A 24,431-nucleotide genomic window follows, 5' to 3' on the forward strand; every position below is an offset into this window, starting at 1 on the left:
TTAACCCTCATTAATAATATTAAAATGATTGCCATTAACTAATTCTGGAATAATTTTGGAATTTTTGTTAGAGAATAAATGTAAATATTCTTTAGCGCGAGTCATCCCAACATATATTTTTCTCCTTGCTAATATTTCAGCATCACTTTTATTTTTTCCTATACAGTCATCAAATTGTTCTAACCAAATTAATAAAACTGCTTTAAATTCCAATCCTAGAGATGATTCACAAGTAATTATTCTTACTCCTTTTAAATTGAGATTATACTTTTCTTTGCTTTTTTTATTTTTACTAACCCAATAAGTAGGTATATCAGATTTATCCATCATAGAAATGATTGATTTTAGCCTAGTATTATGGCGGTAAATAATTGCTATTTCATTAAAATCTAATCCTGATTTATGAAGTTTTTGAATAGTTTTGATTATACTTTTGTCTTGCTGTTCTGAATCACTATCTAGATATAATTCAGGTATTTCTCCTTCCCTCAATGCTTGTGTAGGTTGTATTAGGGGAAAACTTATCTCTTGTTCTTCTAATGATTGATTAACTCTATCATTTATTGGTTTTAAAATTCCTGAAGCTGCCAATAATATTTGTTGTGTATTACGATAGTTTTTATCTAAATCAAATTTTTTGCTAATTGTCCGACCTTGTGCTTTAACTCCTACATTTTTCCATATAAATTTACTACGTTGATAAAAACCTTGATTACCATCAGCAACAATCATTAAATCCCCATTTTCACTATCTTTTAAAGCATTAACACAGCATTTAAACCAACTAGGTACAAAAGTATGAGCTTCATCAATTAAAATAGCATCATATTTTTGCTCATTTGAATAGTTTGATAGTTGTTTTAAAGTTTCCTCTGCAATTTTTTCATCATAGTTTTCACCTTGTTTATTTTCTGAATAACCTATGATTGAATTAGCCCAATTATGAAAATTAGTAACCTCTATATTTTGATATTGGGGATTTTGTGAATCTTGATGTAAAACGGAGCGTAAATAACCTGCAAGACTGACATTGTAACAAACAACCAAAATTTTATAATTATGGTTATGGTTAACTAAAGATTTTGCTCTGGAAATTAATAGTAATGTTTTTCCTGACCCGGCAACACCAAAGAAAATTCTATGACCATCTCCAATGCTTTTGGCTAAAGTTTCTTGTTGAAAATCCAGTGTCTTTAAGATAGTACCAGCATCAGTTTTTTGCTCTCCAATTACAATTTCAGGATAGATAGAACCTTTGATATCCGTAATTTGCTCTGGTGTTAGTTTAGGAAACTCAAATTGAAATTTAAACATTTTTTTTAAACGTTGAATAATTACTTCATTTGGTACTTTTCCCTCTTCCCAGTTTAATAATTCATCTCTATAAATTACTTTTTTTATTGGTAATATCTGTTGGTCAAGTTGATATTCAGATGCTTTTTTATAAGTGATATTAGACATCACCGCCCCAACACTATGAGGAAAAGATAATTTTCCTTGATAATTACCCGATCTATGAGTCAAAATCTGGCGTGTTTGCAGTTGATTAATAAGTTCTAAGAGATAATCTCTTCCTTGAATCAAGGGAGATTTTTCTGTTTTATTTATTTCCCTACCATCTTGCTTCCATTTAATTTCAAAAGAGTATGAGTTAGCCTTCAAAATAGAGTTAAAATACCATCCTTTCACCTCAATAATTAATATGCCAAAGTCAGGAGATAAAATGATAAAATCAGGATAACGCCCATTAATATCAGGTTCATACCAAACCGAGAAATCATCAGGTAGCCTAGATAAAATATTATACAACCGTTTTTCACCAGCACTAGCTTTTGCTGGAATCCTGTCAGGAATAATTTGCGCCATAATTAATTTGGATCGACCAATTAACTTGAATCTTATTTGAACTCATGGATATTAACTATAACACTACAATGTCAATTATTTTTGATTCGTAAATCTGGATTTTTTCTAACCTAGTTATAGAGAAACTTAATAATGGCTTAAATTTGAAAGTTTAAGTAATTTTTCTGTAATCACAGTAGTTATTTTTACTCAATAAAGGGGTATAACCTACGGGGTTTATGACCAATAAATAAGGTCTCAAGCCTCCCCTTGTCTGCGCCACGAGCTACCGCTCTACAAGGGGATGAAAAAGCGGTCGAGGGATGGCGAGGTCCCCTCGCCATATCCAATCGACCAAGAGAAAATTAATTCAGTATTTTCTTGCCTCCCTATTGCATGAGGTACTGATAACTGATAACTGATAACTGATAACTGAAATGACACCTGATACTTAAATATCTAAAGTAAAAATAGACAATAAAAAAAACGAGTCTTACACAAAAATACTGATTTTTTTGATTAAATTGATATCAATTTACCTAGTTTTCACTGATGTATACAAAAAATTTTTTTGAGAGTGTACAGTCAATACCTTCCTCAACTAAGAAGCGGGCAAATTGAGGATAGTCACTTGGCGCGTGACTTCAATATGTAGCATCTTCTGCTAAAATATAAATCAACCTATCATCATATAATCAGAAGAAATATGTCGGATGTCACCATCAAAGACTTAGAAATAGTGCAAACGCTATTCAACGAAGCTGGTTTAGATTATCAATTAGAATTAGAAGGTGGAAAAATATCAGTTATGGGGCCGTCAGATATCGTTTCGAGCGAAGTAGGAGTTCGCTTAATTTTTTCTCTTTATGCTTGGATAAACCCCCGTCGTCTGGGGCGGGTATTTGACTCTGCTGGTGGTTTTATCTTACCCGATAGCAACCTCAAAGCACCAGACGTATCTTTTGTCAAAGCCGATCGCTTGCCACGAAGCATCCGCTACTTTGCAGAAATGGTACCCGATCTAGCAGTAGAAATTAAGTCTCAAAGCGATAGAGTTGCACCTCTGAAAAAGAAACTCCTAAAATATATTGAATTGGGGGTGCAAGTCGCAATATTAATCGATCCTGATGAAGAAAAAGTAATAATTTATCGCCCCACAGGAGAACCCATTGAACTCACAGGGGATGACATATTGAGCATTCCCGAACTATTCCCTGGTTGGGAAATATCCATTTCTGAACTTTGGCCGCCCGTCTTTGATGAGGAAGAATAGATTTCAGTTATCAGTTATATCATGTTCGGTTAGTTATAATTAAAGCTTGTAGTTGGGCTTTAGCCCGAACTGTAGATAGGGCTAAAGCCCAACTACAAACAAAAACTTAAGGAAACTTCAGACCATACTTTTTGGTGAAAAGAAGCAATATCGCTCCTTTTTACTACATAGAATCTTTGTTTGACAAAAGGAGCGATCGCTAGTTTCTAGACTATTAGGACTATTGCCATAAACAAAAACTTGTAGGGGCGATTCGCGTTTGCGCAGCATTCCGCAGGAAATCGCCCCTACAGTGGTCTATCAAAATGAAAACCGCTGTGAAATTACTTCGCCCTCGCCACATCCATAATATCATCCATCACTGAACCAGACTCCTCCATCTTGCCAATATCCAACAGAGTCTTCAACAACGAATCAGGATTTAAACTCAACGAGTCAATACCCTCTTCAACCAAAAACCTGGCAAACTCTGGATAATCACTCGGTGCTTGACCGCAAATACCAATCTTGCGACCATACTTCTTAGCTGCTTTAATGGCAATTTTCACCATCCGACGTACTGCCTCATTCCGTTCGTCAAAAATATGTGCCACTAACGCCGAATCTCGGTCTAAACCCAAAGTCAACTGAGTCAAGTCATTTGAACCGATAGAAAAACCATCAAATACTTGGGCAAACTCGTCGGCAAAAATCACATTACTGGGCAACTCACACATCACATACACCTGCAACCCATTCTCGCCCCGTTTCAAACCATTTTTCTCCATCTCCGCCAATACTTTACGACCCTCATCGGGAGTCCGACAGAAAGGAATCATAGGAATCACATTAGTCAAACCCATTTCATCCCGTACCCGCTTCAACGCCTTACACTCTAAAGCATAAGCATCGCGATATTTTGGATCGTAGTAACGAGACGCACCCCGCCAACCAATCATGGGGTTTTCTTCCCCAGGTTCAAACTGACGACCGCCCAACAAATTCGCATATTCATTACTCTTAAAATCACTCATCCTCACCACTACAGGATTTGGATAAAAAGCAGCAGCGATCGTACCCACACCTTGCGCCAGTTTATCCACAAAGAAATTGGGTTTATATTCGTACAGCGCAGTCAAATTACCAATTTCCCGCTTGACTAAGTCATCTTCCAACTCATCATAGTGAATTAAAGCTAACGGGTGAGCTTTAATATGATTGGCAATAATAAACTCCAACCGTGCCAACCCCACTCCATCGCAAGGAATAGAAGACAGACCAAACGCTTCCTCTGGGTTGCCAACATTCATCAAAATCTTAGTGCGAGTCTTAGGCAAGTTATCCAACAAAGTTTCTTGTACCTCAAACGGCACCATACCCTGATAAACCTTGCCTTCTTCACCCTCAGCACAACAAACAGTAACTTCCTGACCTGTAGTCAAATGTTTAGTCGCATCACCGCAACCAACTATTGCTGGAATACCCATCTCTCGCGCAATAATAGCAGCATGACAAGTGCGCCCACCTTGGTTAGTAACTATAGCGCTAGCCTTTTTCATAATTGGTTCCCAGTCAGGGTCAGTTTTGTTAGTTACTAATACTTCCCCTGGCAGAAATTCCTCAATTTTATGCACATCAAGAATGACACGAGCTTGACCTTGCCCAATCATTTCTCCAACGGCGCGACCACGAACTAATATGTTGCTGCTACCTTTGAGTTGAAAGTTACGGAGAATGCTACCCGATTTTTGAGATTGGACAGTTTCTGGACGCGCTTGCACGATGAACAGTTCCCCAGTGATACCGTCTTTTGCCCATTCAATATCCATCGGAGTGTATTGGTGGCGCACTCCAGAATAATGTTCCTCGATCGCACAACCCCATTTTGCCAGTTGCAAGATTTCATCGTCATTGATGCAATATTTTTCCCGCTCGGAAACTGGCACCGAGACATTTTTAGTAAGTTTAGAACCGCCGATGTCGTAAATCATCTTTAGTTCTTTTGTACCGAGGCGTTTTTCCAATATTGGGCGAAAACCTTGTTGGAGGGTGGGTTTGAAAACGAAGTATTCGTCTGGGTTTACTGCGCCTTGGACGACATTTTCTCCTAAACCATAGGCAGCTGTTACCAGGGCAGCATTTTTGAATCCGGTTTCGGTATCTATGGAAAACATTACGCCAGAGGAGGCGAGGTCTGAACGTACCATTTTTTGCACACCCACTGACAAAGCAATGTCGAAGTGGTCGAAACCTTTGATGGTGCGGTAGGAGATGGCGCGGTCTGTGAATATGGAGGCGAAACATTTATGGCAAGCTTCTAATACTGCTTCATCGCCGTAAATGTTGAGGTAAGTTTCCTGTTGTCCGGCAAAACTTGCATCCGGCAGGTCTTCAGCAGTTGCACTGGAACGTACTGCTACGTCTACTTCTTTGGTGTAATGCTCGCATTCTTGTTTGGAGTCGCCTTCTAGTGTGTCACAATATTCAGCAGAGGTGCCGTAGCGATCGCACATTTGGTGATATGCTGTGACGATGGCTGTTTCTAATTCTTCTGGAAATGGGGTGTCGAGGATGAGAGTACGAGCTTGTTTGCCTCGTTGCCGTAAATTTCTGACATCTTCTACATCTAGGTCAGCAAATAGTTTTCGCAGTTTTTTCTCTAACCCTGCTTTTTTGACAAAATACCGATATGCGTAGGCTGTAGTGGCGAATCCATTGGGAACGTTGACACCTTTGGGAGTGAGCTGTTGAATCATTTCTCCCAGGGATGCGTTTTTACCTCCAACTAATGGGATATCACCAATTCCTACTTCTTCAAACCAGAGAATAAAAGCTGTTTCTTTATCTACAGTTGATTGGCTTTTTTGACCTAATAAGTTCACCATAGTCTTCTCCTCCATTTTTTTATTTCTGCTATGTTGTGAAGTCAGATTGATTGATTTATTTTTGTTTATTTTTTTATCAAAATGTTAAAGCAAAGAATTGATTTATGGGATGTAAAGAAAACAAGTTTATCGATCCCTAATAGTTAAAGTCCAGAATTAAAGCGATTTATTCATATATACATCCTGGATATTTTCGTGTTTAGGAGGATTTTTTTCCTCCATTTATATTTTATGACTTCCCAATATAATTGCAAGATAGGGTCGGAAAGTTTCTTTAGTTACAGAAAGTAAAAAATTGTGTTTTTTCAGTTGAAAAGGTTATTATTGAAGAAAGATAAATATTTAATAACTAAAAGAAAATGAAAGTAAAAAAGAAAAATGTCGAATCAGATGTTAGAATACTGAATAGTTTGTGTTTAAGCAAAAATTGTCCAATTCAGTTTGTGTTGGGAATATTGGGGAGTAAGTGGTCAGTATTGATTTTGCAAGAGTTGTTGAAGAGCGATCGCCGGACTCACGAATTATTAGAAGCACTACCGGGAATTAGCTCGAAAACGCTGACGTTAAGACTGAGGCAATTAGAAAAGCACGGTTTGTTAGCAAGGCAGGTATTTCCAGAAGTGCCTCCCCATGTTGAATATTCTTTGACGGATAAAGGGTTAGAAGTGCAACCAGTAATGATGGCTCTCCAGCAGTTAGGAGAACAATGGTTGGAAAGTGAAAAATAGTAGTTTTGTGGTGGAGGTGCTTGAAAGCATTATATTGGCTGAATTTTTGTTGGTGTGAATTTAGTGTATAATTTATATCATGTTCGGACGGGTCAGTTATAAATAAAATTTAAGGACTGATAGTACTGACAGTAGCAAAGAAATACTGAAATTATCAATACTATTCTCCAATATTTCCTCTTTTTCTCCTTTCTTCCCTCCTGACTCCTGAGTTCCCCTCCTGGGAGGGGCGCGCGGGTGGGTTGACTCGGTCCTACTGAGGACTCACAACAGTTATTTATAAGTATTCAATCGAACATGATCAGGACTTACGCAGTACCGCTACATATAGTGTATTATTTGGTCATTATTGCTGATATCACCACTATAATTGCTGCCGTTGCGTAAGTCCTGATGATATTAGTGGTGATATCATTTCCGGTAGCATCGGTAAAGTCCTGAGTCCTGACTCCTCCGAGAATGTCAATTACATTAGTGCCATATCATTCGTATCTATGGCTGCTAAAACTGGATCTTGACTATCACGCTCGGCAGTTTCAATAGTCCTTGAACCTGTTGTGACATCATCCTCAATCATATTATTATCAGATGTAGTTAACTCTTGAACTTCAATTTCAGGGATAGAAGCTAAGTCATCTCCAGCAAGTAGAAACTCATCTGTATCGTCTGAGGGTGAGTCAGACCCACCATTAAGTAATTCGTCATCTGTTTCTGTAGATACTTCTTCACCAGTTAGAGTATCAGTTTTCTCTTCCTTGGGTTCATGGGAAGCGATCGCTTCTTCTGTCACAGAATTATCCGACTCATCAGTTTCTGGAGATTCAGAATCAGAAGCAATATCATCCTCTTCTACTACAGTTTCATTCTCAGTTTCTGGAGATTCAGAAGTAATATCATCCTCTTGTGCCACAGAATTATCCGACTCATCAGTTTCTGGAGATTCAGAATCAGAAGTAATATCATCCTCTTCTACTACAGTTTCATTCTCAGTTTCCTGGGATTCAGAATCAGAAGCAATATCATCCTCTTCTACTACAGTTTCATTCTCAGTTTCCTGAGATTCAGAATCAGAAGTAATATCATCCTCTGGTGCCACAGAATTATCCGACTCATCAGTTTCTGGAGATTCAGAATCAGAAGTAATATCATCCTCTTCTGTAATAAAATCATCTGATTCATCAGTTTCCGAGTCAGAAGTAATATCATCCTCTTGTGCCACAGTTTCATCAATTTCAGCATCAAGATCAACTTCTACTTCCTCCTCATTAGTTTGCAACTCAACCTCGTCACTACCAAAGGGGAAGAAATGAAAACCAGTCAACTCATCAGCTTTCACACCCTCCACAACAGCAAGTTGTTCCCCACTATCCAAAACACTAATCACAGCATTGTCACTCGACTCCGTTTCCTCAGTAATTTCCAACTCCTCAAAACTCAAATCTATTAACTCAAAGAAATCATCATCAACCTGGAAATTATAAATTGAATCATACCCTGCACCTTGCTGCAACACAAACGTATCGCTACCACTACCTCCATGTAACTCATCATCACCTTCCCCACCATCAAGAATATTATCACCCTCATTACCATGTCAGGAGTCGTTACCCTCACCACCTTCTAACAAGTCATTGCCTGCACCAGCACTTAACTCATCATCACCTTCCCCACCAAGAATGTAATCATCTCCATCTTCTCCTTCAATGACATCATCACCCTCTTCACCATCAAGTAAGTCGTTACCTGCGTTACCATTAATACTGTCGCTACCAGCACCTCCTTCAATAATGAATAATTAATAATGAATGATTAATAATTACCTCTCCTTGAAAATAAGAGGATTGACAAAGAGATGAAAATTTTTATTTATTATCCCCTTAAAAGGGGAGGCGCATACCCACAATTTTTCGGTAAGCTTGGTCTTCGCCTCTTCCTGCTGTAATTTCATCATCACCTTCCCCACCTTCCAGATAGTCGTGACCATCTCCTGCATCTAAAGTATCATTACCTGCTTCACTATAAAGTTGGTCTTCGCCTCTTCCTGCTGTAAGTTCATCATCTCCTTCACCACCCTCTAGGTTGTCATCACCCTCTCCACCATAAAGGTTATCGTTACCATCTTGACCATAAAGTTCGTCGTTACCTTCACCTCCATCTAATTCGTCATCCCCCTCACCTCCTTCGAGGTAGTCGTTACCTTCTCCTCCTGTCTGAGTATCGTTACCATCTTGACCGTAAAGTTGGTCTTCATCTGCTCCACCGTCTAATTCATCATCGCCCTCACCACCTTCGAGGTAATCATCGCCTTCTTTGCCTAATAATAAGTCTGCTTCTTCTCCTCCTTCAAGTATGTCTTCCCCTTCTCCTCCGTCTAAATAGTCTCGACCAGACTGACCTAACAGATGGTCGTCTCCTGCTTCACCTTTGAGTCGGTCGTATCCTTCTCCTCCATCTAGGTAGTCTTCTCCTTCTCCTCCATCTAGGCGATCGCCTCCTGATTCTCCATACATGAAGTCGTCGTCTGCTCCACCGTCGAGTATGTCTTGACCTGTTCCTCCTTCCAGGATGTCGTCTCCTTCGCGACCGTAAATGCGGTCATTGTCTTCGTTGCCTAAAAGTTCGTCGTTTCCTGCTCCTCCATCTAGGTAGTCGCGACCTGTGTTTCCTTTTAATTCATCGTCTCCATCTTCTCCATAGAGGCGGTCTTTGCCTTCGTTGCCTAAAAGTTCGTCGTTTCCTGCTTCTCCATTGAGGTTGTCGTCTCCATCTTCTCCATAAAGGCGATCGTCGTTGCCTTCTCCTCCGTCTATGAGGTCGTTGTCTCTGCCGCCTTTGAGGAGGTCGTTGCCTTCTTGACCTTCTAGGGTGTCGTTGCCGTTTTGACCGTAGAGGCGATCGCTACCATCATCACCCCAAAGGACATCACCACTTTGACCTCCATATAAATTATCATCTCCAGTACCTCCATGCAATTCGGCAGTTACAGAAACTTCTTTTTCTAGAGAAATAACGTCATTCCCCGTATCAGCAAAGGCAATAATTTTGCTGACATTTAAATGGTTTTCTGATTCACCAAACGCAGATACAGTAATATTTGGAGCAATAACAAAGTTTTCATCAATAACATTCTTGCTGATATTGCGTACATCAGCATATTCTCCCAAGTTTAGTCGAAGTTCTCCATTGTCTAACAATGTAGCTAAGTTTGGAGGTAAGGGTGCATCATCATCACAACTGTGAGCAAAATCAAAGATTTCTATTGTGGCAATATTCCACTCTTCCCGGTCAACAAGTTTCTCGAAATCACCTGTAAAAATTCCCCACAAACCTTTTATAGGATTTAAGGTAATATTTTCTATGTAAAGGTCTGCACCTGCAAAAACTCCACCTTCTATATCAAAAACGCAATCAAGTCTTTCTTGAATATTTCCAGCAATTTCATGGGGTCGAACTTTTCCATCATCATCGGGATCATTGAGGTCAAAATCAGTGATGTTAAAGCTTCTGAAAGAGCTGTCTATAGTGCATCAGAAACTTCTAGACCGCTATTAATTTCAGACTCAAATTTAGCAATGATTTGGTCCGCAACTGATGTAGGAATTTCTGTAATATCTATCCCTAATTTCAGCACATCAAGCTGCTCTAGTGCATCAAACAGAACTTGTTTGACTTGTTCTGAAGACAAATTTACTAAGTCTTCTAACTGTTCTAATTGAGCTAAAAAATCGTTATTGAGGTCATTGAGAAATTTGGCTGCTTGGTCTGTAGATTTTTGTAATTCGTCGCCCAGTAGAAGCAATTTTGTAAAGATTTGATTGTCAATTGCTGCTTGAATAACTGTTAAATATTCTTTGAAGCCACTTGTTACTCCTTCTACTATTGTTTTAGCATCTTCAAGACCATCTAGAATGTCAGTTATTGTCCCACTAACTGTGTTGAGAAGGTCGTTTATATTCTGTTCGATTTGGATTTGCTGTCTGTCTATATTAACAATTGCAGTATCATCCTCTGTTTTTAATACTTGTAATTCTTGTTCGTTTAATTCTACACCTTGTACCAAATGAGCAAAAATATCTCCTTCATCCCCAGAAGCGTCATCCCGATTAATTTCATAATCCACAAAATGCCCAATTTCTTCTAATAAAAGATTGGCGATCGCCTCCCCATTTCCCACATTCTGACTAAGAGGTTGTTTGTAAAGAATTATGAAGTGTTTTTACCCCTGGTAAATTGGGTATTTCAGGCTATAAATCTGGGATAAATAACCAAGTTGTTAAAGTTTAAAGGTCAATCATTGTATATTACAAAACTTTACAAACAGTCTCTAATATATTCTGCTGCTAAATAAATCGTATTATTAGATCCAGCAAAAGCACCATTTGCACCATTAATCTCTGCTGCGGAGCGAATATCAATCTTGGGCAACAATTCTAAATTTTCTCCTTCCCACTTCCCTCGCAAATCTTCTGCTTCTTCTCGGTCAAATTCATTGCCAAAAGCAACTTCAAATATTGGTAATAAACTCCCATCTGTAGCGATTACTTTCAAGATATCTTCTAAGCTTAATAATCCTGAATTTAAAGCAAATGTTTCAGACTCACCTAAAAGCTGAGTTCCTACAATCGTATTATTCATTTTCTTCTCCTTAGTTATTTACCTAAATTGGCTAATTCTCAGGAGTCATCCTGATGATTTATTTAGTACCAAATACAATTGACTACTAAACTATTAACCTATTAACCTATTAATCTATGCTAAGTTATCTTACCTATAATTCGGTACTTCTTGAGGTGGCTCCCTTGTTTTTACGGATAAATTATGCTATTTTTAAATTAGCATCATTTATCCATATTTTTGCTATTATTATTTGAATTTTTATATAGAAAACTCTGGTTTTTCGTGATAATTAGTAACAGTTAGTAACTAATTATTAGCCCATAAGTATTTATACAGATATTTTAGATAGTTTGTGTCATTTCAGTTAGCCTCCTCCGGAGGAACTGCGTTTTTTTATGTAGCGTAGCGAAACAGTTATCAATTAACGAACAAGAGTCAAACTTCTAGTATTCAGAAAAAGTCAAGAAGGGACAAACAAAAAATAAAACTCTACAATACAAATATTTAAAGATATACAACTCAGAGATTGAATGTATCAGGAAATAGGGTAGTAAGAATTAAGATACAACTATACTTTCTATTTTTCAAAATAACCGATCAGTCTAAATACCTATAAACTACTCTCTCATACTTATTTCTATCCCTGGACTCCTTCCCATTTTTATCTGAATGTAGATCCATAATCTCTTAATACTTAATTTGACAAACAGTCTCTCAAATTATCCGATACCAACTCTACAGCAAAACTTATCGATATTTAGATTGTTCTGACAAAAAAGCTTTCTACTTTTTAAGGATATAAAAAAATGATGGTTTAACCTTCCGGAGTTACAACAATAATTGAGAATTTTAGTATTGTATAAATCGAAAAAAGGTTCTTGAATAGCCTTAAACAAATAATGTTTCAGCAAATCGAAATAAATTCACTTGAGATAAAGCAGGTCAAAAAGAAACTTTTTACTTATAATATTGTCTAGATACACAGTAGATGAATGTGTCATCCGGTCAGCTTACCCATATTCATCATTGGTACATTGTTGCCCAATTACTGCCATTGCAGATTTTCTAAATTGGGCATTCAACCGAATCAATACTTAGATCTATGTTTTAGTGCTGACGATCAAATTATCCGGAAAGTACTCCTGAATTAGTTAATAGGTGGTTGAAGAGGAGATTTAAAGAGCAGACCTCAGAAATCTGAGATTAACATAGATGAAGAGGCAAAAAAAATGAGTGTTACCCATACTAACTAAGCAGTCTAAGTTAGTAATAGATAACACTTCAACTAGGCGTGCAAATTGCTAGTTCTGATCATCATAACCAGCACTACTTTGAGCTTTTTTTTATACCAACACCTTAAGGTTGCTACATCAGGGAAACCCAACACTCCTGCACAGAGAAAGTTTCCCAAATCTAAAATCCAAAATGGTATCAAACCAAATCCACAGCCGTCATTTCTTTCCCATTTATTCACAATCAAAAGCAAAGATCGGGAGTTTTGGCGGAGTAAATTCAGCAGAAGGATGAAAAATAAGTGACACAGGAATTTCATATTTCAATTACTCCCCTGGGAGAAGACGAATACTTTGTTCGGACAGAACAAGTACCTATTGGTGGCCTAGTGGCTGAAGAAATTGTCGAATGGCCTGTAGAACAATGGTTGGCCCAAGCACGTCACCTATTTCGCGATCCATTACTCGATCTCCTAGAAGGAAAGTCCAACACTCAGGTAGTCATCCCTAGTCAGGTTGTGGCCAGGTCTGGGGAAGTGGTAAGTCCCAGCTTAGTAGCATTAGGCCAAGAAATGTATCAAGAGCTATTCAAAGACACCCTAAGAGATAGCTGGAGTTGTGCTCAAGGAATAGCTCATAATCGAGGAGAAGTATTACAGTTACGTCTGGGGACTAAAGACAGACGTATATCCAGTTTGCCTTGGGAGGTACTCCATGCAGGCGATCGCCCCCTTGCCACTGGTACGGATGTAATTTTCTCTCGCTATCAACCTAATACTTGCTTACCTAAACAAACCCGGACACGAACTCCAGAAGAACCATTAAAAATTTTAATGGCGATCGCAGCTCCTAGTGATAAAGACAGTCTGCAACTGGAAAAAGAATACGAGGCATTGCAACAAGAACTACAAACAAATAGTGGAGAAACTCAGATTCACCTAGATATTCTCAGACAACCCGGACGAGAACAACTTACTCAACGTTTAGAGCAAGGTAAATATCAAGTTTTCCACTATGCAGGTCATAGCAACTGGGGTATTTCCGGTGGCGAAATATCTTTGGTCAGCAATACAACAGGGTTAACAGAAAGTCTCAGTGGTCGAGACTTAGCAGGGTTGCTAGTTAACAATGGTATTCAGATGGCGGTTTTCAACTCATGTCGAGGCGCTTATAATCACTTAGCTAACCCCACTGATGATGAAGTAGCGCTCAACTTAGCAGAAGCGCTAGTTAAACGTGGTATTCCGGGAGTGCTAGCAATGGCAGAACGCATTCCAGATGAGGTTTCTCTAAGTTTGACACGGCTTTTTTATCGAAATCTCAATCAAGGTTATCCTATAGACTTAAGTTTGAGTCGGGCACGACAAGGATTGATTTCTGCTTACGGTTCACATGAACTTTATTGGGCATTACCTGTTGTTTACCTACATTCAGAGTTTGATGGTTGTCTGATTCAAAAACCCAGCAACTTAGCAAATGAAATTGTTGAACCTCTTGAGGAATTTGTTGAGGAAAAAATTCCATCACCAAAGTCGCCAGAAGATTCAACTCGTGTAGAACCAAATATCGATTTGGAGAATATAGAGGAATTTCCTAATGAACCTCCAACAGATAATCTTAATTGGCAGACTACCAATAATCAAGGTCAAGTAAAGACTCTCCAAGAGTTATTGCAAGAAAGAGAAATCAGGGAAAAACTCAGTAATCAAAACAATGAAAAACAAGAAGAAATAGTAACACCAACTCAGTCGGTATCAACCACATTAAATACTGATCAAAAGTCTCAGAAATTTTCCTGGAAAAAAATATTAGTATCTGCAGCATCATTAGTAATGTTAACCTTTGGTACTAATACAATTACTTTCAATAGACCGTCACAAGTGAATGCTCAATTGCTTCCTAAAGCACCCGATCCAGGGATTAATTATGACTATAACAGGGTTAGACTTGTTAATGTTAATGAAAAAATTAGTAACATCCAAGAAGCACAGATATTGGCAATTAGACAGTTTAACCAAAATGATATTCTGGCTGGCAAAATGGTTGTAGAAATATTATTAGAAAGAGGAGAATTAGAAAAAGTAGGAGAAGCGATCGCTGCTGTGCCTACTCAACTCAACGACCATCCAGAAATTAATTTTCTTAAAGGTCGATTAGTTTGGGAAATCTTCCAAGATGGAAATCAAAACAACCTGATAGATGAAGCTATAGGTTATTGGGAAAAGGCTGCTGAAAAAAGTCCAGAAAATATTCAATATCAAAATGCTTTAGGCTTTGCTTATTACACTAAAGGAGATATTGAAAAAGCTTATGGAGCTTGGTTAAAAGTATTGCATTTGTCAGGAGAAATCACTCCAGAAACAGAAAAAGTTCGTCCTGTTTCTGATAATGATCAGAGAAATTTATCTGTCAATAAGAGAGAAGCTATGAATGCTTATGCTGGTCTGGGATTAGTCAAGCTAAAATCGGCTAAAAATTTACAAAAAACTCCCGAACAAGCTTTAAAATATGCTAGTAAAGTTATGAGAGAAGCTGGCAAAGAGTTTCATATCCAACAATTGCAAAAAAATTGGTTGTGGTCTCCTATTGCTCGTCAAGATTGGGATTTATTATTGAGACTTCGATATCAGGAACAGCCAGTTCAAAAGAATAAGCATTTTGAAGATATTACTTAGTAATAGATTGAAATAGCAGTCAGCGGTCAGCGGTCAGCTAGCCTCCTGCGGAGGAACTTTGTTAACAGCTTCTCAAGGTGTATAATGAGGGATTAAAACCCCCATAAAAGGCGCACCACGCGCTTTTTCACCCTAAGCGTGGGGGAGTTAAACCCTTGGATTTTTAGTTGATAGTTAAATGCTGTTTGCGGAGCATGACCTAAGGAAAAGCTAATAGCTAGTTAAAATTAGAGACTTTGCTGAATGATTGTATGATTTTTAGTAGTCAGTAGGGGAGAATCGCTATTCGCCCCTCAAATAGTCTTTTTTCCTGACTATCAATCTTACTCACTCACGAATTTCATATCTTATTTCAGCAATGCCAAATTAGATTTAGTAACGGTTTATTTTTAAATTGGCTAATAACTAATTTAAAAAAGAGTCGGAATACAAGAGTGAGCAGCCGGAAAAATAATAAAGGAGGAGGCAGGAGAAAGGGAGAATTCAAATTTCTATCCACTCCTTGCTTCTCTACTGGAAAACTTCTTTAGGTATTCTCAAAAAAGTAGAGTATTAAGCAGGCAAAAGAGTCAGATAATTTTTATTTTCTACTCTCTTCTAACTCCTACCACCGAAGGTTGATAATTATCAAAGACATCAAAATGACACAAAATTCTGAAAACACTATCATTTTTTTTAACTCAGTTCCCGGTAGAATAGTTTCACATCTAATTGCTGTTTTATTAACTCTAAGCGGTGTTTGGTTATTTCAAAATCGACCAATATTTTATTCAAAAACTATATCTATAACTCCCGATCCAATTAACCTTGAAAGATATAATAAAGAGCAAGCGATTAATTATAGTGCTAATACTGTAGAAGCAGACAAACAAATAGCTATTGAACAATTTAATAAAAATGATATTCAAGCTGGAAAAAAAGCTGTAGAGTCTTTATTAAATAGAGGTGCTTTTAGAGAGGCAAAAGCAGCGCTTAATATTGTGTTAAAAGCAGGTAATAATGAGCAAAATGTTGACCCAGACATACTTTTTTTACAAGGTCGATTAGTTTGGGAATGGGCGCAATCTGGAAATAGAAATTATACTGTAGATGAAGCTATATATTACTGGGAAAAAGCCGTAGCTAAACTCCCAGATTCTATTCCATATCAGAATGCTATAGGTTTTGCTTACTATACCAAAGGAGACCTGAAAAAAGCTTATGATTCTTGGTTAAAAGTATTAGAATTATCAGGAGAAATTGCACCAGAAACGCAAATACTGCGTAACATTTCAACTGAGGCTTTACCAACTCCAGAAGTTGAACAAAAAGATGCTATTAATGCCTATGCAGGTATTGGATTAGTAATGATGAAATCTGCTCAAACTTATCAAGGAAATGAGCAAAGAGAACGCTGGTTGAGAGCTTTACAATATCGGACAAAAGTAATGAAAGAAGCTGCAATAGAATATCATATTCCCCAACTTAGACAAAACTGGTTATGGTCACGAGAAGCACTACGAGATTGGGATTTTCTAATGAGAATAGATTGGAATATATTACAGAAACCAAATAATTAATATTACTTCTAAAAGCCTCATGTTATACCAATTTTTATACATTAATGCTATACTTAGATAACACTTCAGTTATTAAGTAATCTAAACAGGTATCATAACTTTTTTGCTAATTTTAGTTAATTTAATGTTAATTATTCTTATGTTTTCCACTCGCCCACTCCCCTGCTACCCAGCTCAATAAAATGTATAACAGTTTTTGATAAATGGTATTATTAGTTCTATTAGGAGTCAGGAGGACTGAGTCAGGAAAAATGGGAATTATAGAGGAGGTAGTCAGAAGAATTGTCCCTTGATTTTTATGCCCAAAATACTAACTTTTTGGGTAGTGCTGCATAGTTATTGATTGCTAGCATCGAAGCGGTCGTCACGTTTTGTTGCTGGCATTTTTGTCGTTCCGTACCATCAAAATTACTCACAATCATTTGATAGCTAGCTTCACCTAAACAGATATTTATTTGGTAATTTTATGTTCGATAAAAAGTTAAAAAAAATCATCAACTACCATCATAAAAACTCTTTATTTCTATCCATTCCCTCTCAGATAAAGGATCTGTAATTAACTGAATTTTAAAACATTCCATAGCTGCTCTAACTAATGCCTCAATAATCTGATTAATCATAACTTCTCTCCTATTGGCAGGAGATAAAACAGATGTAAAAATATCAGAAACTCTGGGAGAAGGTTGAGAGTTAAAAACATAACTAAAAAATTCAACATCAGGCGTTAAAATCATAGAACCATGTTGTAATATTGCCCTACCCTTTCTCAACTGGGCACTACCGATTAATTTTCCACCATTAGGTAATATTAAATCTGCACCAGTAGAAGTGCCAAAACAGTTAGGGTTGTCAATATAGCCTCTTCCTGCACTACCATAAACTAAGTCAACACCAAGCGATCGCCATCCCAGTATTAAAAATTCACAAATAGCCTCATAAGACTCAATGCGACTGCCAGGAAAACCAGAAGTTATCACACTATAAGTTAAATCTCCCTGATGCAAAACCGCCCTCCCACCAGTAGGACGACGGACAATATCTATCGGTTGGCCTTGCCAAGTCAGATTTTGCCAATATTCAGGATAACGTCGTTGATGATAACCCAGAGAAATGGCCACAGGTTGCCAGGTGTAAAAGCGGAGAGTTGGTGGAATATTTCCTTGCAGATGTTGGTGTAGCAACCATTCATCTATTGCCATTTGTAACTTTCCGGTTGTTGTTAGTAAGGGAATAAATCTCCAAAACATGATGTAAGAAGGAACAAGGCGTTTAGTTATCTAGGAGAGAAGAAAAAATCAGGTGTTGTCTAAGTTTTAAGCTTTTGATATCTCACTTCACCCAAACTTTCTTCTCCTCTTCCTTGTTTTTTCCTCCTGACTCCTGACTTCTATTTTATTTCCATACATGGTACATTTTTTGGCGTTGATGAATTAACATAAGAATTAAGGTATTTGGACCAAAATATGAATTATGAATACCCCTTTTATTACTTGCTCCTGAACAACATAACGCAGAAGCCTTCGCCCTAGTTGAAAAACTTGTATTATTATATTGCTATGACCCCGGAAATTTTCCACCATGCGCACTGCCTACCAATATAAATTAAGGCCAAATTCAGATCAAATAGCCACAATAGAAATGTGGTTGGAATTGTTGCGTCGGCAGTACAACTATAGGTTAGGCGAGCGGTTCTCGTGGTGGTCAGAAAACCTTTGTCCAGTTAACGCCTGCCCCTTGGTAATGCCAATTCCTCAACTAAGAGACAATCCAGATTATTACTCTCAAAAAAAAGATTTGGTCAATACCAAAGACAAGTTTCAGGAATACAAGCTAATTCATTCTCAGGTCCTGCAAGATTGTATAAAACGGGTAAAACTTGCCTTTGATAGATGGTTTAAGGCAGACAAAAATGGACAGAAATTAGGGAAACCAAGATTTAAGGGAAAAGGACGTTATCGCAGTTTTACTTATCCTCAAACCAAGCAAGACTGTATTGAAGAAAATCAAATTAATTTACCCAAAATAGGCAAGGTAAAGTTAATTAAGCATCGTCCAATACCAGAAGGGTTTATAATTAAAACTGTTACGATTAGTCGTAAAGCTGATGGTTATTATGCGACTTTATCCTTAGAAGACAGATCGGTTCCAGCTTTAACAACTAAAGTTGAATCTACATTAAAAAATACCCTGGGAATTGACATGGGGTTGAAGGAATTCTTAGTAACAAGTGAAGGAGAATCAGTCCCCATCCCTCAATACTATCGCTCATCTCAGAAGCGATTAAAGACTCTACAAAAACGTTTACCTCGAAAGAAAAAAGGAAGTAAAAGATGGTTAAAAGCTGTAAAAGCTGTTGCCAAACAACATAAAAAGGCGGATGCGACCCCGCGACGACGACAGTCGCAAGGGAACGCGCACCAAGCAGTTGCGGATAAACGTAAAGATTTTTACTTCAAAACAGCCAATGAATTATTATTAAAAGCCGAAGTTATCGCCCATGAAAACTTAAACATTAAAGGACTAGCAAAGACCCGTTTGAGTAAATCAATTAATGATGCTGGATGGGGTCAATTTCTAAATATTTTAACTGTCAAAGCTGGAAATGCTGGACAGAAAACCATAGGAGTTAACCCCAAAAATACTAGCCAAGACTGCTCAAATTGTGGGGAAAAAGTCCCTAAAGAATTAAACATACGAACTCATTCTTGCCCACATTGTTGCATAGTAATAGACCGCGACTTGAATGCAGCGATCAATATAAAAAATAGGGCGGTAGGGCATTCCGTCCTTAAAGCTCGTGGAGCCCGACGGAATACCGGGGCAGGGAAACGAGAAGCCCACATTGTAGCGCCAGCTTAGTGTGGGAGTATGTCACAATTATCACCAAATCATGTTCATATTTGGAGTACAAATCTAAAATTACCTCCATCTGCCATTAATAAATTATCAAATATCTTATCCTCAGACGAAATATATAGAGCTAATAAATTTTATTTTGAACGAGATAAAAATCGTTTTATTATTGCCAGAGGAACACTCAGAAAAATCCTTAGCCGTTACTTAAATATTGAACCTAAAAAATTACAATTTACTTATAGTGAACGAGGCAAACCCTATTTACAAGATACCTCTATATTATTTAATTTATCTCACTCTCAAGATTTAGCTTTATATGCTATAACCACAGTTAATTCAATTGGTATTGACTTAGAATATATTCGCCCAATGAATGATGCTGAAGGTTTGGCAAAACGTTTCTTTTCTGCCCAAGAATACAACCTGATTAGTCAACTCCCCCTTCAACAGCAACAAGAAATTTTCTTCAAAATATGGACTTGTAAAGAAGCCTATTTAAAAGCTACTGGAGATGGGTTAGCAGGAGGATTGGAAAAAGTCGAAGTTTGTTTAAAACCAGAACAACCAATACACTTTATCAGTATTAATGGAGATTTTCAAGAAGCTTCCCGTTGGTATTTACATCAGTTTATTCCTGAATCTAATTATATTGCTGCTGTAGTAGTAGCAGGGAAAAATCAACACTTAAGTTTTTGGCAGACAACAGAACTTTAGCATTTTCAGTCAAAAAATAAATCCCTCCTTGTGATTAGTTAACTTTTCAGTAAAAATCATTTTATTGACTAATCCTTAGTTGGTGTTTGCCCTATGAAAGACAATTTTCCCAAAGATAACATTCCCATCTTTATCCTTTGTCATGGGAACTGCATTTATAGCCTTCTTATGTGGCGTTATTATAGTTGAATATAAAATCTTCCCTTATTCCTTTTTTAAGAAGGCAAGACAAGGAGTAGAGGCATTAGTTAACCAAAAATAATCTACCCCTAATCCAAAAAATTTACATACATTTCCTTAAAGATAAAAATGGTGGAGTAACAGTTTTTGATAGAAAGAAATCCTATCAGGGTTATACGCTTTTTACAGCTTATGATGGTCAAAAATGTACAAACCTCCTTATTAGAGTTGTCGCTTTATAAGGTAAAGTAAGAAAGTAGGGTATTTGAAATGGGACAATGTTAGATATCAATCGGGTGCTAAAAGAAGACCGCCTCAGTGCGGGCATTGACTGGGCTAAACCGTAAAGCATTCGATGAATTATTACAAGCTTTTTGTGTCCAACTTAATTCCGAAGCGATACGGCTGACGCCACGCTCCGCGAACGCTACAATGCAAAAACATCGACTACGAGCTATAGGAGGAGGACGAAAAGCCCGATTGTTAGAGTCTAAAGACGGCGTTGCTGAATTGAAGTATGAATGGGCAATTGTTTGGTTCTGCTCAAGTCCCCTAAATCCCCCAAAATTCGGGGACTTTTAGAGTTTTATTCCCCCCAATTTTGGGGGGCTAGGGGGGCTTGCATCATACCCAGAATCAGCAACGCCTCTAAAGACAAGCTATTTTTCATATTGTTCTACTTTAAATCTTACCATACCTTTGATGTGGCCTGATTATTATTTGATCTGCACCGTAGTCGAGCACATCCAACGGTGTGCTCGACTACAACTATTGCTGGAGAAGGCATTGGGTAGAAAAATGGCCTGGCCAGAACGTAAAGAACGAGAGTATAGAGGAGTTCATAACTAGGTTTCCATCTGTCAAAGAAGTAATGATTGATGGGACAGAGCGACCCATCCAACGTCCTCAAGACCAACAGAAACAGAAAGATCATTACTCAGGAAAAAAAAGCGCCATACGAGTCAACATCTCATCCTCACAGATCGGGAGCGACCAGTCCTAGTGCTATCGCTCATGACAAGAGGGTAAGGTTGATGAGCAACGACAGTTGGACGCGCGAGAAATTGGCAAATTTTGTCCCGGATGAAGTGACAATTCATGTAGATTTAGGATTTCAAGGATTACAGAAGGAATTTGTCAACATAAAAATTCCCACCGAAAAGCCGAAAGGAAAAGAATTGACAGAGCAAGAGAAACAACTAAATAGAGAAAAAAGTAGTGTCCGCGTCAAATGCGAGCACAATATATTAGGTTTCAAGAGATACAATGCAGCGAAAGCATTGTACAGAAATCACATTAAAGGTTTAGACGATCGCTTGATGTTAACTGCTGTAGGACTCTGGAATTTCTACCTAATGGCAGCATAGTTGGATGGGGGTCAAACCAGAATTTTGTTTTGCCACTTTCAGGGTTTTATTTAGCGACAAGTCTAATAGCAAAAATCTTGAAGTGATCCCTTGCAAAATTCAAGCGCCATTCGGAGTTTTGCGTCACCAATCGCCTAAATTAGTAGACTCTATATATAGTGTCGTTGCGTAAGTCCTGTATTTAATTATTAATTCTTCGGTAAACTTTCTGGGAGGAATTCCTACCGGTAGCCTCAGTCATTTTATTGGCATAGCGATCACCATCGGCCTAGAACATACAATACCCATTTTGTCAACCTCCTTAATTGATGACACGCCCTAACATTTTGATTAACTACCTTAGACTCAGACAGGACTTACGCACGGAAACTAAATCAAGTGAGGGCAAATACCATTTGCGTTCCGCAAAGCTCCGAATAGCGCCCCTACATATGGCGTTTTCAAGGTTAATTTGCATAAGTCCTGTTAGATTAGGATTAGGACTTACTGATGTCTACTGGTACAGATTTTTGGTGCCATGCTCGGTTACTTTTAGATTATTTTTGTCTTTTGTCCAACAAAGCCTAAATTTACGATCAGAAGGTTTGAATTTCAAAAAATTGATGATAGAATCTAATTGTGATTAACAACCGTACATAAAATTCCTAGACTTATAAATAAATATAAAATAGTGGCCTAGAGGTGTGAGTACCAAACAGGTGATTTTGGATCAAAAAAACTACAAAGGAAAAAGTTTGATGTCAACTCAAATAGACGTAACAAAAAAATCTGTTCAGGTAGCTAAAGATCAAAAGTCAAAAACCAGATCAAATGACTATATAAAAAGTATAAAGAATGAACACTATACATTATTAGATAATGTCATAATAGCCATAGACACACTAATAGCGATATCCTTACTATCGTGGCATCCGATAAGTAATGTAGAAATAGGACTACTAATAGGAATGTGGGCATTAAGTATGGTGGGCATGATCATCGGAGTGCATAACTACTTTGCCCATCGTAGATTCAAGACCAGCGAAACAATGATTTCAATGTTAGCAACATATAGGCTCTATGGCGCTTCAATCTCCAACTTAATTCGGCAAGGGGTCTCCCGTTATAATCTTCGATTTAACGGGAGGGGAATTGCCGAGCTGTAAATTAAAAGGGTGTCAATTGCTGTTCAAATATAGCACTAAAGAGTAGTATAAAATTATGATAATTACTCATTGCTACAAAATTCAGCCCACTTTTGAACAGTCAGTCAAAATTGATTATTGGCTAGAACTGTTGCGAAGACATTGGAATTATGCTCTAGGTCAAAGACTAGACTGGTTGAATAGAACTAGATGTCAAGTTGACCGTTGTTCATTAATTTCATGTCCTATTGGTGAAATTTCTAGTAGACCAGATTATTATTTTCAGCAATCAGCACTTAAACAAACAAAAAAGCTGTTCCCCGACTACAAGGAAATATATTCGGAAGTTCAACAAATTAACTTACAAAGACTAGATAAAGCTTGGAAGCGTTGGCTAATACCCGATCAAACTGGTAAACGAGGAGGACGACCAAGATTTAAAAAATCAGGAAAGTTAAGGTCATTGTGTTTTAGTAGAGTTAATCATTCCAAAGCAGTAATTAAATTTGATGGAAAACAAATAATTACTAAGAGGTTTGGTACTATTCCTGTAATAGTTCATAGACCAATTCCAGATAGTTTTACGATCAAAACTGCAACTATAACCAAAAAAGCTGATGGTTATTATGTGAGTTTGAGTTTAGAAGATAAGTCAGTACCTAGTTTAATTCCTACAGATAATATCAAAACTGCTGTAGGTATTGATGTAGGGTTAAAAGAATTTTTAACTACTAATACTGGTGAAACTGTTTCTGTTCCTAATTTCTATAGAAAATCTCAATCTAATCTAGCAAGAAAGCAAAGAAAAGTATCTAGAAAAGAAATTGGGTCAAACAATTGGAGGGTAGCACAAAATAAAATAGCTAGACTACATCAACATATTGCTAGACAAAGAGAAGATTTCCATTACAAAACTGCTCATAAATTAGTTAAAGAATATGATTTAATTGCTGTAGAAGACCTAAACATTAGAGGTTTAGCTAAAAACACTAAACTCTCAAAATCAATTTATGATGTAGCCTGGGGAGCTTTTATTGAAAAATTGAGTGCAGTGGCGGTAAAACGCGGTGTTCATATAATAAAAGTTAACCCTCACAATACATCACAAAATTGTAGTAATTGCGGTCAAAAAGTACCTAAAACTTTATCAGTTAGAACTCATTCTTGCCCTAAATGTCAAACAGTTTTGGATAGGGACGAGAATGCAGCAATTAATATATTAAATAAAGCGTTAAACGAGGTGGGTATCATCTTGTCTGCTTGTGGAGGCTTAGGCATTAGTCAGCCTGTGAAGCAAGAAACTTCTGAAACTTGGATTGAATTATCTCTGTTTTAGAAGCTCCCGTTATAATCTTTGATTTAACGGGAGAGACTTCACAAGTATCATGGGTGGTAGT

General features: G+C 37.5%; 18 protein-coding genes and 1 pseudogene. 8 read left to right on the top strand and 11 right to left on the bottom strand.

From position 1 onward, the window contains the following. Entirely contained in the window at window positions 1–1,866 is a 1,866-nt protein-coding gene (locus tag F6K23_RS05810) for a nuclease-related domain-containing DEAD/DEAH box helicase (protein ID WP_293151864.1), read from the bottom strand. Window positions 1,867–2,551: 685 nt separating this feature from the next. Between F6K23_RS05810 and F6K23_RS05815 the strand changes: the two genes are divergently transcribed. Next, window positions 2,552–3,118, top strand: a complete 567-nt coding sequence (locus tag F6K23_RS05815; RefSeq protein ID WP_293151867.1) for a Uma2 family endonuclease — start codon at window positions 2,552–2,554, stop codon at window positions 3,116–3,118. A 323-nt stretch (window positions 3,119–3,441) separates the two neighbouring features. Here F6K23_RS05815 and ppsA read toward each other — a convergent pair whose 3' ends face one another. Next, window positions 3,442–5,982, bottom strand: a complete 2,541-nt coding sequence (gene ppsA, locus F6K23_RS05820; protein WP_293151870.1) for a phosphoenolpyruvate synthase — start codon at window positions 5,980–5,982, stop codon at window positions 3,442–3,444. Window positions 5,983–6,341: 359 nt separating this feature from the next. On the opposite strand from ppsA, the gene F6K23_RS05825 reads away from it, so the two are divergent. Further along, entirely contained in the window at window positions 6,342–6,710 is a 369-nt protein-coding gene (locus F6K23_RS05825) for a helix-turn-helix domain-containing protein (protein WP_293151873.1), read from the top strand. Window positions 6,711–7,176: 466 nt separating this feature from the next. On the opposite strand, the gene F6K23_RS05830 is transcribed toward F6K23_RS05825, so the two are convergent. From F6K23_RS05830 to F6K23_RS05850, 7 genes and pseudogenes are all read right to left on the bottom strand, one after another. Beyond that, on the bottom strand, window positions 7,177–8,220 hold the full coding sequence (locus F6K23_RS05830; RefSeq protein WP_293151876.1) for a hypothetical protein: 1,044 nt from the start codon (window positions 8,218–8,220) through the stop codon (window positions 7,177–7,179). Further along, a pseudogene (locus tag F6K23_RS41525) lies at window positions 8,221–8,292 on the bottom strand (hypothetical protein); the annotation flags it as partial. Between the two features lie 12 nt (window positions 8,293–8,304). Then, a complete protein-coding gene (locus F6K23_RS41530; protein WP_367267638.1) occupies window positions 8,305–8,499 on the bottom strand; it encodes a calcium-binding protein in 195 nt (64 codons plus the stop codon). 88 nt (window positions 8,500–8,587) lie between these two features. Further along, window positions 8,588–10,036, bottom strand: a complete 1,449-nt coding sequence (locus F6K23_RS05835; RefSeq protein WP_293151879.1) for a calcium-binding protein — start codon at window positions 10,034–10,036, stop codon at window positions 8,588–8,590. Between the two features lie 191 nt (window positions 10,037–10,227). Next, complete coding sequence (locus F6K23_RS05840; protein ID WP_293151882.1) at window positions 10,228–10,884, bottom strand: hypothetical protein; 657 nt, start codon at window positions 10,882–10,884, stop codon at window positions 10,228–10,230. Between the two features lie 137 nt (window positions 10,885–11,021). Continuing rightward, complete coding sequence (locus F6K23_RS05845; RefSeq protein ID WP_293151885.1) at window positions 11,022–11,345, bottom strand: hypothetical protein; 324 nt, start codon at window positions 11,343–11,345, stop codon at window positions 11,022–11,024. A 1,267-nt stretch (window positions 11,346–12,612) separates the two neighbouring features. Then, complete coding sequence (locus F6K23_RS05850) at window positions 12,613–12,801, bottom strand: hypothetical protein (protein WP_293151888.1); 189 nt, start codon at window positions 12,799–12,801, stop codon at window positions 12,613–12,615. Between the two features lie 60 nt (window positions 12,802–12,861). Here F6K23_RS05850 and F6K23_RS05855 point away from each other — a divergent pair, with 60 nt between their 5' ends. Next, window positions 12,862–15,234: a CHAT domain-containing protein gene (locus F6K23_RS05855; RefSeq protein ID WP_293151891.1), complete on the top strand. Its 2,373-nt coding sequence runs from the start codon at window positions 12,862–12,864 to the stop codon at window positions 15,232–15,234. Window positions 15,235–15,875: 641 nt separating this feature from the next. Continuing rightward, window positions 15,876–16,793, top strand: a complete 918-nt coding sequence (locus F6K23_RS05860) for a hypothetical protein (RefSeq protein ID WP_293151894.1) — start codon at window positions 15,876–15,878, stop codon at window positions 16,791–16,793. A 296-nt stretch (window positions 16,794–17,089) separates the two neighbouring features. Here the strand turns inward: F6K23_RS05860 and F6K23_RS05865 are convergent, their stop codons facing one another. Continuing rightward, window positions 17,090–17,215, bottom strand: a complete 126-nt coding sequence (locus tag F6K23_RS05865; protein ID WP_293151897.1) for a hypothetical protein — start codon at window positions 17,213–17,215, stop codon at window positions 17,090–17,092. 72 nt (window positions 17,216–17,287) lie between these two features. Beyond that, window positions 17,288–17,992, bottom strand: coding sequence for a lipoate--protein ligase family protein (locus tag F6K23_RS05870; RefSeq protein WP_293151900.1), 705 nt, complete (start codon window positions 17,990–17,992; stop codon window positions 17,288–17,290). A 379-nt stretch (window positions 17,993–18,371) separates the two neighbouring features. Between F6K23_RS05870 and F6K23_RS05875 the strand changes: the two genes are divergently transcribed. The 4 genes from F6K23_RS05875 to F6K23_RS05890 all read left to right on the top strand — a co-directional run bounded on the left by F6K23_RS05875 (window position 18,372) and on the right by F6K23_RS05890 (window position 24,370). Next, window positions 18,372–19,652, top strand: a complete 1,281-nt coding sequence (locus F6K23_RS05875; protein ID WP_293151903.1) for a transposase — start codon at window positions 18,372–18,374, stop codon at window positions 19,650–19,652. 9 nt (window positions 19,653–19,661) lie between these two features. Continuing rightward, window positions 19,662–20,363, top strand: coding sequence for a 4'-phosphopantetheinyl transferase superfamily protein (locus tag F6K23_RS05880; protein ID WP_293151906.1), 702 nt, complete (start codon window positions 19,662–19,664; stop codon window positions 20,361–20,363). A gap of 1,058 nt (window positions 20,364–21,421) precedes the next feature. Further along, window positions 21,422–21,910: a transposase family protein gene (locus F6K23_RS05885; RefSeq protein WP_293151909.1), complete on the top strand. Its 489-nt coding sequence runs from the start codon at window positions 21,422–21,424 to the stop codon at window positions 21,908–21,910. Between the two features lie 1,200 nt (window positions 21,911–23,110). Further along, window positions 23,111–24,370, top strand: a complete 1,260-nt coding sequence (locus tag F6K23_RS05890) for a transposase (RefSeq protein ID WP_293151914.1) — start codon at window positions 23,111–23,113, stop codon at window positions 24,368–24,370. Window positions 24,371–24,431 lie beyond the last annotated feature (61 nt).

Source organism: Okeania sp. SIO2C9 (assembly GCF_010672455.1).
Lineage (GTDB): Bacteria > Cyanobacteriota > Cyanobacteriia > Cyanobacteriales > Microcoleaceae > Okeania.

What these genes read in the sequence shown, in the direction of transcription:
- F6K23_RS05810 (WP_293151864.1), bottom strand. Translation starts at nt 1,866, where the DNA reads ATGGCGCAAATTATTCCTGACAGGATTCCAGCAAAAGCTAGTGCTGGT.
- F6K23_RS05815 (WP_293151867.1), top strand. Translation starts at nt 2,552, where the DNA reads ATGTCGGATGTCACCATCAAAGACTTAGAAATAGTGCAAACGCTATTC.
- ppsA (WP_293151870.1), bottom strand. Translation starts at nt 5,982, where the DNA reads ATGGTGAACTTATTAGGTCAAAAAAGCCAATCAACTGTAGATAAAGAA.
- F6K23_RS05825 (WP_293151873.1), top strand. Translation starts at nt 6,342, where the DNA reads ATGAAAGTAAAAAAGAAAAATGTCGAATCAGATGTTAGAATACTGAAT.
- F6K23_RS05845 (WP_293151885.1), bottom strand. Translation starts at nt 11,345, where the DNA reads ATGAATAATACGATTGTAGGAACTCAGCTTTTAGGTGAGTCTGAAACA.
- F6K23_RS05860 (WP_293151894.1), top strand. Translation starts at nt 15,876, where the DNA reads ATGACACAAAATTCTGAAAACACTATCATTTTTTTTAACTCAGTTCCC.
- F6K23_RS05865 (WP_293151897.1), bottom strand. Translation starts at nt 17,215, where the DNA reads ATGATTGTGAGTAATTTTGATGGTACGGAACGACAAAAATGCCAGCAA.
- F6K23_RS05870 (WP_293151900.1), bottom strand. Translation starts at nt 17,992, where the DNA reads ATGGCAATAGATGAATGGTTGCTACACCAACATCTGCAAGGAAATATT.
- F6K23_RS05875 (WP_293151903.1), top strand. Translation starts at nt 18,372, where the DNA reads ATGCGCACTGCCTACCAATATAAATTAAGGCCAAATTCAGATCAAATA.
- F6K23_RS05880 (WP_293151906.1), top strand. Translation starts at nt 19,662, where the DNA reads ATGTCACAATTATCACCAAATCATGTTCATATTTGGAGTACAAATCTA.
- F6K23_RS05885 (WP_293151909.1), top strand. Translation starts at nt 21,422, where the DNA reads ATGGGACAGAGCGACCCATCCAACGTCCTCAAGACCAACAGAAACAGA.
- F6K23_RS05890 (WP_293151914.1), top strand. Translation starts at nt 23,111, where the DNA reads ATGATAATTACTCATTGCTACAAAATTCAGCCCACTTTTGAACAGTCA.